Raw genomic sequence first — 12,365 nt, 5'->3', positions numbered from 1 at the left:
TTATTGATGCCCCGCCCGAATCGCCTTGATCCGCTCCAACACCGGCGGATGCGAATAATTCAACCAAACATAGAATGGATGTGGGGTAAGGTTAGAGAGATTATCCCTGGACAATGTTTTAAGTGTTGAAACCATATCCTCCGGCTTGCCTGTTGTTTCTGCGGCAAAAGCATCAGCTTCGAATTCATGTTTGCGTGAGAGGATCTGCATAAATACAGAAAGGATCATATCGATAGGCGCATATAACATTCCGAAGAAAATAAGACCGGCATAAACCGAGGCTTGCTCCATATAAAACGCCTCGAACAATCCTTCCGAATGTAAAAATATCGACAACAAGAAGAACATGACCCCGGTTTGTAAAACAGAAGTAATCATACCTTTTATAATGTGTTTCTTTTTGTAATGCCCAATTTCGTGAGCCAGTACTGCTACCAGCTCGTTATTGTTGTGATTCTCAATAAGGGTATCATACAAGGCCACTCTCTTGTTTTTTCCAAAACCGGTAAAAAATGCATTTGATTTGCTGGAACGTCGGGATCCGTCAATTACGAATAATCCCTTGAGGGGAAAATCAACTTTTTCCGTGTATTCTTCGATGGCGGTGCGTAATTCGCCCTCCTCCATGGGTGTAAATTTATTGAACAGCGGCATGATCCAGGTCGGTGCCACATATTGCATGACCAGAGTAAAAACCGTTACTGCACCCCATGCATACAACCAAGCCAGGTCCCCGGCGTACATAAAGAACCAAAGAATTCCGGCAAGTAGTGGCGTCCCGATCAACAAGCTCAACCCCAATCCTTTTACAAGATCCAGTACAAAGGTTTTGGGGGTCGTTTTGTTGAACCCGAACCGTTCTTCGATCACAAAGGTAGAGTAAATGCTGAATGGCAGGCTGATGATGGTTTTAGCTAAGATGAGGATGCCGATGTAGAAAAGTCCGGTTACCAATTCGCCAAAACCCCAGGCTCGAACGATTGTATCCAGCCAGTTGAATCCCCCCGAAAACCAGAATCCTAAAACCACTGCCAGATCAAATCCACCAGTCAGAAAACCAAACTTGGTTCTTACTTTCGTGTACTCCTGGGATTTAGCATACGTATCTTCATCATACACACCTTCGAATTCACCGGGTAATTCTTTGGAAAGGGATTTGAGATTTAGATAATTGGAGGTGAGATCAAGAATAAAATCAATGGCAATGGTTGCCAGGATAATAATAGCGTAGATGTTCATGAAAAAGGGTTCTTTAGCTTGATAAATCGAAGCTTAAGATAACGGTTTTATACCTTCCCTCTTATCCTTTTTTGGTACTTCAGTGGATCCTTATTTACCGGAATATTTCTTTGCAACCAAACCCTTATGAGGGTCATAGAAAACACAAATTAGTTTAATGTTAAACTATTGAATGATAAACCGTATATTACCGTTGAGTTATCAAACCAAATAAACCAAAACTGCCATGAAACATCATAAAGGAATCCATCACATCACGGTGCTTGCCGGAGATGCACAACGTAACGCAGCATTCTATACTGAACTTTTAGGAATGCGGTTGGTTAAAAAGTCGGTCAATCAAGACGATCCAGGTACGTATCATTTGTTTTATGGTAATCAGTCTGCTGAACCGGGTTCAAGCCTTACTTTCTTTCCGTGGCCTATGGCTCAAAAAGGAAAAGCAGGAGTTGGCGAAGTAGTTAATGTGGGTTTACAGGTTCCCAAAGGCTCCGAAGATTATTGGGAAGTCCGGCTTAGCGAAAATGATATCTCTTACGAAGTAGTTGAGGTGTTCGGACGAAAAGCCCTTCGTTTCGAAGATCCCGATGGATTGGAGCTGGATATCGTATTTGAAGGAGAAGCTAAATCCAAAGTGGAAAATGTGAATTACATCGTTCCCGCAGAACATACCATTCAGGGATTTTGGGGAGCGCGCATGTTACTTACGGAAAAACAGCATACTGAAATGTTGCTGGGCGACCTTTTTGGATTTGAGGAAGCCGCTGAGCAAGGAAACCAAACGCTTTATCAAACGGATGCCCCAATTGGCCGATTTGTCATTATTGAGAAGGCCGATAATCCGGAGTACGGAAGAAACGGGCGAGGCATTGTTCATCACATAGCCTACCGGGCAGAAAATCAGGCTGAATTGGATGGGCTACGCCAAAAAGTAGAGCGAAAAGGATTAAGTCCCACACAGATTATCGACCGACATTGGTTTAAATCGGTTTACTACCGTATTCCTGCCGGAGTGCTTTTTGAAATGGCCTCCGATGATCCCGGATATACCGTGGATGAGGAATTCGAACATCTCGGCGAAACGTTAATCCTGCCTCCCTGGCTGGAATCCAAACGAGATCGCATCGAGCAAATTCTCCCTGAAATTAAGGTGGCTACGAAAGCCTAAGCTTTTCAAAAAATAAGTAGTCAACACCTCGCTCCTGCGCTCAGCGTAGGAGTGAATTTTCACAAAGAAATTAATCAAAAATATTATTCCTATGAGTTTATTCCGAGTAACAGAAAGTGCTCATTTTGAAGGGCCTCATCAACCTACGCAAATTGCAGAAGGTGGGGTTCCGGCCTCTGAAGCGGATGCCGCTATGATCATGATTCACGGCCGCGGAGCCACTGCGCAAAGCATTCTTCCATTAGCCAACGAGTTTGATACATCCCTCAAATTGACGCTTCGCGCTCCTCAGGCAAGCGGCAACACCTGGTATCCATATTCATTTATGGCTCCCTCAGAACAAAATGAACCGAATTTATCTTCGGCTCTCCAAAAGATCTACGACGTGGTTGAGGATTTTCAGTCTGAAGGTTTTTCACACGAGCAGATCTATTTCCTTGGCTTTTCACAAGGCGCCTGCCTGATCTCAGAATTCGTGGCTCGTCATCCCAAAAGATACGGGGGGTTGATCGCTTTAAGTGGCGGATTAATAGGGACCGGCCCGGAAGTTAATCCCGCAGACTACAAGGGAAATTTGGATGGAACTCCCGTATTCATGGGCTGCAGCGATGTAGATCCGCACATCCCTAAAGAAAGGGTGAATGAATCTGAGCAGGTGCTCAACCGTCTTGGAGCAAAAGTTACCAAAAAGCTATATCCGGGAATGGGGCACCTTGTGAACCAGGATGAGATCAAAAACATTAATCAGTTGCTGGGCTAAGTGCATTTGGGAAAGCTTTACAAATCCTTTATTCCCAAAAGGATTAAAAGCCATATATTAGAGCCTAAAATCAAGATTAGTGTAATTCCCGGCAATAAGGACAGGGAAGCTTCCACCGGCCAACCGTAAATTGGCTGTCACCACTTCTCACAACAACAGAATTTAAGCTTCAAAGTATGTTCTCTTTCTCATCCTTCAGGTTGAAGAACCTGATTTCCGTTTTTGCAGTATCCCTACTCGTCACTTTCTCAGCCTACGGACAAAGTTGTCCGGCCCAGGGCACACAGATCTTTCCGGAACTTTCCGGGCAGGAACTGATCAATGCCCTGATTCAGGAGTATAAAACTACCACTGTACTTGGCTACGATAATGCCCGGGAAGAAATGTACGGTAATATTGACAATGTGGGCGGTTTTGTTGAAGGGATATATACCGGTTATCAAGGAGCGATTGACCCTTCGGCAGGAAGTGTCCGCTCACAGGCCAACTCGGTCAATATCAATGCTGAACATAGCTGGCCTCAAAGTAAAGGAGCTACTGAAGGCACTAACGCACATTCTGACATGCACCACCTTTATCCTGCTTTTTCGTCCGCGAACAGCTCTCGAAGTAACAGTCCTTTTTATGAAATTCCTGATGACGAGACGGATGGCTGGTGGTTGAGAGATCAGCAGTATAATACACCGGTTGCAGATTCTATTGATAATTACAGCGAACGCCGCGACAATCACCCCAACAATGCATATTCCGGAAGCTGGGAACCGCGTGAGAGCGTGGAAGGCGACATAGCCCGAAGCATGTTTTACTTCTACACCATGTATAAAACTCAGGCTGATGAAGCCGACCCGATCTTCTTTGAAGTTCAAAAACAATTTTTACGTGCATGGAATCAACTCGATCAGGTTTCAACCAAAGAGTATAACCGTACCTGTGCAGTCGCTGAATTTCAGGATGGCAAAGTGAACCCTTTTGTGATCGACCCTACCCTGGTAGACCGCGCTTATTTTGAAGGCGCTATCAGTCAAACCAACGTCTATTTTGCAGCTTCTGAACTTACTGTGCGTGAAGGACTCGGAACCATTCAGGTTGAAGTAGCCATCACCAACCCCAACCCTGATACCGCTACCTCTGTAAATATCGTTTATTCCGGAGGCTCAGCTACTGCCGGCGATGATTTCGAAACGTTCACCTCACAGACCGTGACCTTTCCACAGGGTTCTTTGGAACGGCAGTCCGTGACTCTTAATCTAATCGATGATGATTTGGAAGAAAATGAAGAAACGATCTTGCTGAACCTTGAAGGAATTTCCGGACCTCAAAATGCAGTAATCAGTGATCCTGAAAGCCTCGAGATCACTATTGCTGATAATGACGGACAGGCTCCTTCCACTGCGTGGATCAACGAATTGCATTATGACAACGAAGGAACCGACGAGGGCGAGTTTGTTGAATTGGCTGTAAACGCCGAATTTGCGGACCTGACCAATGTTACTATTACGCTGTATAATGGCAGCAATAGCTCTTCCTACGCTTCTTATTCCGGGAATGATTTTGTAAAAGGGGAGACCACCAACGGGTTTTCTTTGTATTACCTGGATCTGCCAAGTAACGGAATCCAAAATGGAGGCCCGGACGGACTGAGTCTCGATATTGACGGAGAGCTTATTCAGTTTCTCTCTTACGAAGGAACCTTTACTGCCGCCGACGGTCCCGCCGCAGACTTTGAAAGCATAGATATTGGGGTTGAAGAAACCGCAAGTACCGCAGTTGGAAGTTCTTTATCGCTTACAGGAACCGGCTCTTCTTATGCTGATTTTGAGTGGGTTGTTACGGAGCAAAATACCAAAGGCGCTCTTAATGAAGGGCAGGAGATACAGGAACCTGTTTCAATTTGGGAAGAGCCTGAAGTTGCTTCTGCATTTCAACTTGATCAAAACTATCCAAACCCCTTTAACCCATCAACTGTGATTCGTTATCAATTAGCGGAAAATAGTACGATCTCGTTACAAGTATTCGACATGCTGGGCCGGGAAGTCGCTTCGCTGGCAAATAATGAACAGAAAGCAGCCGGCTCATACCAGGTAACTTTCGATGCCGGCAATCTCTCAAGTGGTGTATATATTTATCGTCTGTCTACCAGTACGGGTGTTGAGCTCACCAAGAAAATGTTACTCATGAAATAAAATAAAAAAGCTGACAGCATTCCGGATTCCGCTGTCAGCTTTTTTTCTATTCGAAATCGATCCCGATCTTATCTTTGATCTTGTCTTTGAGCTGGCTCTCTAACTCTTTCTTACGTTCTTCAAGCTCTTTTTTCTTGTCTTCAACCAACTGAATCTTTTCATCGATCTGGGTCTGTAGTTCTTCATACCGTTTGCGGATCTCAGCTTCTTTTTCTTGCTTGAATTTTGCCAGTTGCTCTTTTCGTCCATCCACTCGTTTTTGAACTTCTGCCCGGACTTTTCGCTTGGCATTTTCAAGCTCTTGGCTTACCGTTTGCCTCAAAGCGCTCATAAAAAGATCATCCACATTGGAACGCACACGAACCCGAAGCGGTCCGTTCACATTGTCGACAAGAGCAGATACGTTAATACGGTCGGTACCGCCAATCGCATCCCGAACCAATTGCTCGAGCCTGTTCTTTGGCTTCCCTGCCGACTGAAAATCAAAACTAATGTTACGAGCCAGGTAATCAATTCGGCTATCCAGTCTTTTATCGATGATATTCACATTAACGCTCACATCACCTTTCCCGGAATTTAATTTATATGGCAACAGATCTGAACCTGACAATCGTGCTTTGGAAAGTGTAAATCCTTCATAAGCCAGTTTAAAACTTTCGCGTGGTTCATTTCCCAAATAGTTAAATTCTCCATTCAGAGAAAGCCGCACCTCATTTTCATCCGTTCCGCCTACTTCAAATTTTACCGGCTCCCCGGTCTTTTTTTGGCTGCTGCTAATACCTGTCACTTTTCCGGCAATATTTATATCCGATTTGGTTTTACCGGATAGCTCAATATTCTTGAACCAAAAACCGGGCAGATCATACTTATCGCTGAAATGGTAATCTATGCCTTCATACCTTGGAATCTCTTCGGTTGAATCTTCCCCCACCAGCCTGCTTCCATATTCTCTGGCCATGGCTACATATTGTAAATACGCGGCATAATCTCCCAACAAATTTCCGCCAAACAAGGCCTTCCCGATATTTTGCACATCGAGATCCGGAAGCTTAGCCACGCTTAGTGCTCTTTGGTAATCAGCACGGATCCAGTTATCAACTTGAGAAAGATCCTCTTTTGTGGTTCCGTAATCTTGTTCAAATTCTTTTTTGATCGTTTCTGCCCTGGTTTTAAGTGAATCAACTTGCTTCCTAAGCTTCTGCACATTGTTGATGGTTTCCACGATCTTTTTGGGGTCTTTGATTTCCTTTGGCTTGATGGAATTTACGGTCTGTTCGACCTGTGCGATCTCTTTGCGAACATCTGTATTCTTAAACGTACTGTCCCATTTCGAATAGGTTTTTTGGATGCCCCGCCGAAGAGAATCGATCTTTTCGGGAGATTGAATATTAACCTTGGCCATCAGGCTGTCTATGTTAAGGTCATCCCGAACATCCGTAAACCGGACTTCAGCATTTTGCCGGGCCTGACTGCTCACCTGGTTCACCACATCGTAAACAAACCCTGGTTCAGCATCTTTTTCTTCTTCAGGAATTTCAAAAGAGCCATCGGTTTCTCGTTCTGTGCCAAGCTGGAAACCGGTGAGCTTCATATTATTTACAATGACTTTCTCAGCCAACAACAAAGGCCAGAACTCAACCTGAAACTCCGTTTCCCCGGTTTCAAAAGTATTCTCCATCGTATTATTGGGATTGGTCACCTGAAGGCGGTCCCATTTGAGCTGTAAGTTGAACAGGTCAAACACAAAGCCGTCAATTTCCACCTTGGCTTCATTCAACACACTTGCCTCGTACTCTACCTGTTCTTCTACCCATTCATCGGTTATAAAGTAAGTGGCGGCAAAAGTGAGTCCCGCCAAAATCAATACGGTTATAATTCCCCAAATTCTCATGACTTATCCTCTCACTCTGCTTACGGTTTGATAGATCGTATAAAACTTGGTGGTCTTGAATGCCTGAACGATCTTCCATTTCTGTACTTTTGCATGAATATGCTCGCGATATTGTACCACTCCATACATGGTTAAAGGAAATAAGGGAATAGCAGCTATAATGGACGAGACAAAACTGCCGATCACCACCGTGTTATAGAAGTTGGTGAAAGCCCACCACTCGTTATTATACATGTTGGTCCAGGTTTCCTGCATACTTTCCAGCTCCAGCAGATACATTCCAAAGCTATGAAAAAGGGGATCAGCCAGGTAGGCAATTCCGCTGAAAATGGTAAAAGAAAGAATGGCCATCCCAAAGTTTACTCTAAAGATCAAAATCAGAATCAGTATGATCAGGTTATGAGGCGATGACAAAGGTGTCAACCCAATGATCATACCCAAAATCACCCCGCCGGCTATTTGTGCGGGAGAAGCTTCTGATGCCAACGCTTTTAAAAGCTTGGCAATATATCGCATTATTAAAAACATACTCCGATTATTTTACTCTCAGGTGAATCGCAAAGTAACTTAAATTGTAATGAATTTCTTTATGTTCCGTTCTTTCACTATTAATATAATTTGTTGGTAAAACAAGTATCCTTCTTCAAAAGTTGGTATTTCGAAAATTCTTCTGATAAATTGAGACCAGATTTAAACTTTATGCATACCATGTTTCAAAAATTTACCCTGTTAGGAACCCTTCTTTTATTAGGCGGACTGTTCTCTTCATGCGACCTTTCAAACGCAGATGATAAACTCAAAGCACCATTTCCTTGTGAAGATGGAAACGCAAACGGTTTTGCCTGTGAAAATGTAGACCTTTTTGCCCAACTCTCCATTTACGAACTTTCCGGAGACTCTACCGGTGTTTATCTGAATGATATTTGGGGTTGGACAGACCCTCAAACCTCCAAAGAATATGCATTAGTAGGCCTTACCAACGGCACTGCTTTTGTCGATATTTCTGATCCAGAAACCCCTGTAGTTGTGGGGCGTCTGCCGGAATCGAATCTTCGCGGAAAATTCAAGCAGCTCACACTGAATCAATACCCGGCATGCAATTTAGGGATCGGTACCACCAACAGATCGAAATCAATTAGCATGGGAACCGCCTGGAGGGATATAAAAGTGTATGATAACCATGCTTTTATAGTCAGTGATGCACAACCCCATGGAATGCAAGTATTTGACCTGACCAATTTGCGCGATTTTGATGGACAAGTTCTGCAATTTGAGCATGACGCACTCTACGATAAATTTGGCCCTGCTCATAATATCGTGATCAACGAGCAAACGGGATTTGCTTACGGAGTTGGAATCACTCAATCTGAAATGTGTGGAAGCCGGGACAGCACAGGGCTTCATATGATCGATATTTCCAATCCAAAATCACCGGAGTTTGCTGGTTGCTATATCGACCCTTCTCCGGGCTATTACAGGATAGCGCCGGGTTACATTCATGATGCACAATGCGTGGTATATAACGGCCCGGATTCTGAACACTCCGGTCAAGAGATCTGCTTCAACTCAGCCGAGGGAAATGTGGTGATCGCTGATGTCTCGGATAAAGAAAACCCTAAAACCATTGGATTTAACCGTCAAGCTGATATGCAGTATTCTCATCAGGGTTGGCTTACTGAAGATCAGGCTTTCTTTTTGATGAATGACGAATTGGATGAACGAAACCTGGGGCGTGGTACAAAAACATATATTTGGGATGTGCGAGACCTGGAAGATCCCAGGTTTGTAGGCTATTATGAGCATGAATCCTTATCGATCGACCATAATCTCTACGTGCGCGGAAAATATGCCTACGAAACAAATTACAATGCAGGTTTGCAGATCCTGGATATCTCCGATGTTGAGGACGCCAACCTGGAACGGGTTGCCTACTTTGATACCCAGCCGCAAACAGATGCTGCAGTCTTCACAGGCACCTGGAGTAACTATCCGTATTTTTCCAGCGGGATGGTAGTTTTAAGTGACATCGAAACGGGACTGTTCATTGTGCGGCCCAACCTTTGATTGAACAAAGGTTTAACGCTGAAAGAATGACTTTGAATAACCTTACGCCTCACTTTTAAAGAATCCCGGCCAATATTACCGGGATATTACGAAAGGGTTAGGTCTTTTGAGTTGAGAGCATATTTACGTACATTTACCACGTTTTATAAACGGTAGAATCAGCCGTTCTAATCACAATTAAAGCGAAAATTTCAGCGCAAATTTATGGATTTATTTGACAAGCTTGAGGGCCGCCCAAGTCCCCTGGGCCCATTCACTTCTGAAGGATACGGGTATTACACATTTCCAAAATTAGAAGGCCCGCTCGGCCCGGAAATGAAATTCAATAACAAGGATATGGTTGTTTGGAGTATCAACGACTACCTTGGTATTGGCAGTAATCCCGAGATCAAGAAAGTGGATACCGAAGCTACTGAAAAATACAGCCTGAGCGCCCCAATGGGAGCTCGACTCATGACCGGAAATTCAAACGAGCATGAAAAACTTGAAGAAGAGCTGGCTGCATTTGTTCACAAAGAAAAAGCCCAATTATTGAATTATGGGTATCAGGGTATCATGAGTACCATTCACGCACTGGTTGATCGAAATGATATTCTCATTTATGATGAACTTAGCCATGCTTGTATCGTTGATGGTAAACAACTCGCCATGGCCGAGAAGTATGTATTCAAGCATAACGACATTGAGAGTTTCAAGAAGCAACTGTTCCGTGCCAAGAAAAAAATGGGCGAAAATACTTCTATCCTGGTTGTAACTGAAGGTGTTTTCGGAATGACGGGAGATCTCGGTATCCTTAAGGAGATCATCGAGCTTAAAAAAGAAGTTCCTTTCCGGCTTTTAGTGGATGATGCACACGGAATCGGTACCATGGGTAAAGACGGTTCAGGTACCGGAACGCATCTTGGTGTTCAGGATGGCATTGATATTTACTTTGGTACCTTTGCTAAATCTTTTGCTCTGATTGGTGCTTTTATAGCTTCAGAGCCACGTGTTATTGAATTTTTAAAAGCGAATTCCAGAAGTCAGGTATTTGCCAAGTCTTTGCCGCTGCCTATGGTAGTCACTGCAAGAAAACGACTCCAAATGATCAAAGACAACCCTCAGTGGAGAGAACAACTTTGGAATAACACGCTCAAGTTGAGAGAAGGACTCCGTGAGATCGGTTATACCGTGCTACCATCAGAAAGCCCGGTAACACCTGTACTTACTAAAGGAAGTACTGATCTATGCCAGGATATTATGCGTAAACTTCGTGAAGAGCATGGGGTATTTGTAAGTGGAGTGGCATATCCTGTAGTACCGCGTGGCACTGTTTTGATCCGATTGATCCCAACAGCGGCCCACAACGATGTACATATCGAAAAAACGCTCAAGGCTTTTGAAGCTATCAAAGACTACGTATTTGAAGCGGCTGAAAAACTGAGTGCATAATTTTATAAGTCTTTCAGACTTAATTTCAAACCCGTCCGGCATAAACCGGACGGGTTTTTTATGAGGATACTTTTCCTAAGATCCGAACTTGCTCGTATGCATATTTTTGCACCTCCAAGGCTTCATCCATTGCCAATAGCTCCCCCCATTCATTTACGCCCAAAAATTTGAGTGGCTGCGGCAACTTAGCTCCATCTACTTTCAACTGACACCATTCCCCAACCCCCAACATAGCTCGGTTAACCTGCTTTACCACATCCTGATTATGCTGCGCCCATAGCCGATAACGATATTCAATGGCCTGTAAGATCTCAATGAGCAATGCTTCCCGGCTGACCTCTTTGCCGGTTTCATTCCGAAGTGAAGTTGCAACTCCTTCCAATGCTTCCGGAAACATCAGTTGATTTACATTCAGCCCAACTCCAACTACCACCCGATCCAGTTTATTTCCAATGAAAACCGTTTCGGTAAGTATTCCGCATACTTTTTTCCCGTTGATCAAAATATCATTGGGCCATTTAAGCGAAGCTGATACATTCAACAAACTCTCAAAAGATTCTTTGATGGCCAGCGCACAAACCAGCGTTAATAAATTCAGGCGTTCAGCTTTTTGTGGTTCAAAGATGAGTGAGAAGGTAAGATTTTGTCCGGGCTCCACTTCCCAGCTTCGTTCGTGTTGCCCCCGTCCGGCACTTTGGTAATCGGTAAGAATGAGAGTGCCATGCAGGGAATCTTCACCTTCCGTTTTTTTGGCATAGGAATTGGTAGAAGGCAGTTCTTCAAAAAAATAAAAGCTACGCCCTAACCAAGACGTAGCCAACTTTGCTTCAAAAGCAGTGGTGTTAAACAAAATAATTGGGCTGATGTTTTGGCTTACCGTTTAAAGTAAAATAAAATCATCAATGTTCCCCGGGAAAGCTGTCGGGTTATTTACCAATGTTGATGACAGAATCTTCAGTACCAAATTCATTCGGTACGTATTTATCTGCCGCATCATCATTTTCCCAACGTTCGCCATCAATCAGGTATTTAAACTTGTACTCATTTTCCGGCTTAAGTCGTAGCGTGGTGGTCCACTTGCCTTTTTTCTTCTCAAGTTTTTCCGATCCTGTATCCCAATTATTGAAACTACCGGCTACCACTACCTCTTTCTTAGCCCAATCTTCAGGTAGGGTTAGGGTTACTTTGCAAACTGTTCTCTTTGGAGTAAATTCTTTGGAAATCATAATTAATACCTTTTTTCGATGAGTGAGTGAGCTCTAAAAATATCACATAATTTAATTTGAACAAAATAATTGCCGTATTTAATAATGTTTAAAAAGATTAATAATTAATTTAATTAAGAATAAAATATTTTATCCTGAATTTATAAATAATGGAAGCGATTTCTTGTCTAACAAATATGGCAGAATTTGAGTCTTTTATTAACAAAATAAAATTAACCTCTACTACACTCTTTTTACTGATTGGACGAATTTTTTCCTTATGAAGAATTAATTGAACATTGGAGTTTAGGATTCGGAATTTCCCAACATTCCGACAAGCTGTCCGAAATCCACTTATTTTACTGCCACTCACTTTCATGGCAGGGTATTTGTAAAGATTAACTTCCAAACAGTTGAACCGCCC

The 12,365-nt window shown here is 43.3% G+C and carries 10 protein-coding genes and 1 riboswitch; of the genes, 5 read left to right on the top strand and 5 right to left on the bottom strand.

All coding sequences use genetic code 11. The annotated features are described in order from the left end of the window. Window positions 1–1,239 carry a M48 family metallopeptidase gene (locus B151_RS0115635; protein ID WP_020404593.1) on the bottom strand — a complete coding sequence of 413 codons (1,239 nt, stop codon included), beginning with the start codon at window positions 1,237–1,239 and terminating at the stop codon, window positions 1–3. A gap of 226 nt (window positions 1,240–1,465) precedes the next feature. Between B151_RS0115635 and B151_RS0115630 the strand changes: the two genes are divergently transcribed. The 3 genes from B151_RS0115630 to B151_RS19750 all read left to right on the top strand — a co-directional run bounded on the left by B151_RS0115630 (window position 1,466) and on the right by B151_RS19750 (window position 5,350). Beyond that, a complete protein-coding gene (locus tag B151_RS0115630; protein ID WP_020404592.1) occupies window positions 1,466–2,407 on the top strand; it encodes a VOC family protein in 942 nt (313 codons plus the stop codon). 91 nt (window positions 2,408–2,498) lie between these two features. Then, window positions 2,499–3,167, top strand: coding sequence for an alpha/beta hydrolase (locus B151_RS0115625; protein WP_020404591.1), 669 nt, complete (start codon window positions 2,499–2,501; stop codon window positions 3,165–3,167). A gap of 57 nt (window positions 3,168–3,224) precedes the next feature. Next, a riboswitch (purine riboswitch) is annotated at window positions 3,225–3,330 on the top strand. Window positions 3,331–3,343: 13 nt separating this feature from the next. Continuing rightward, complete coding sequence (locus B151_RS19750; protein ID WP_020404589.1) at window positions 3,344–5,350, top strand: endonuclease; 2,007 nt, start codon at window positions 3,344–3,346, stop codon at window positions 5,348–5,350. Between the two features lie 46 nt (window positions 5,351–5,396). On the opposite strand, the gene B151_RS0115610 is transcribed toward B151_RS19750, so the two are convergent. After that, the gene (locus B151_RS0115610; RefSeq protein WP_020404588.1) at window positions 5,397–7,241 is read right to left on the bottom strand and encodes a TIGR03545 family protein; all 1,845 of its coding nucleotides are present in this window, start codon (window positions 7,239–7,241) and stop codon (window positions 5,397–5,399) included. Between the two features lie 3 nt (window positions 7,242–7,244). Next, window positions 7,245–7,769: a TIGR03546 family protein gene (locus tag B151_RS0115605; protein WP_026166701.1), complete on the bottom strand. Its 525-nt coding sequence runs from the start codon at window positions 7,767–7,769 to the stop codon at window positions 7,245–7,247. A gap of 180 nt (window positions 7,770–7,949) precedes the next feature. Between B151_RS0115605 and B151_RS0115600 the strand changes: the two genes are divergently transcribed. Both B151_RS0115600 and B151_RS18995 read left to right on the top strand, forming a co-directional pair. Further along, window positions 7,950–9,305: a choice-of-anchor B family protein gene (locus B151_RS0115600; RefSeq protein WP_169332228.1), complete on the top strand. Its 1,356-nt coding sequence runs from the start codon at window positions 7,950–7,952 to the stop codon at window positions 9,303–9,305. 204 nt (window positions 9,306–9,509) lie between these two features. Further along, a complete protein-coding gene (locus tag B151_RS18995; protein ID WP_020404585.1) occupies window positions 9,510–10,736 on the top strand; it encodes an aminotransferase class I/II-fold pyridoxal phosphate-dependent enzyme in 1,227 nt (408 codons plus the stop codon). A 58-nt stretch (window positions 10,737–10,794) separates the two neighbouring features. Here the strand turns inward: B151_RS18995 and B151_RS0115590 are convergent, their stop codons facing one another. Together B151_RS0115590 and B151_RS0115585 are read right to left on the bottom strand one after the other, a co-directional pair. Beyond that, window positions 10,795–11,586, bottom strand: coding sequence for a biotin--[acetyl-CoA-carboxylase] ligase (locus tag B151_RS0115590; RefSeq protein WP_020404584.1), 792 nt, complete (start codon window positions 11,584–11,586; stop codon window positions 10,795–10,797). Between the two features lie 76 nt (window positions 11,587–11,662). Next, window positions 11,663–11,962 (bottom strand): isoamylase early set domain-containing protein, encoded by a 300-nt coding sequence (locus B151_RS0115585; RefSeq protein WP_020404583.1) that lies wholly within the window; start codon window positions 11,960–11,962, stop codon window positions 11,663–11,665. Between the last annotated feature and the right edge of the window lie 403 nt (window positions 11,963–12,365).

Source organism: Gracilimonas tropica DSM 19535 (genome assembly GCF_000375425.1).
GTDB lineage: Bacteria > Bacteroidota > Rhodothermia > Balneolales > Balneolaceae > Gracilimonas > Gracilimonas tropica.
Note: the sequence above shows the minus strand (reverse complement) of the source record. Positions and strands in the feature narration are given on the sequence as shown.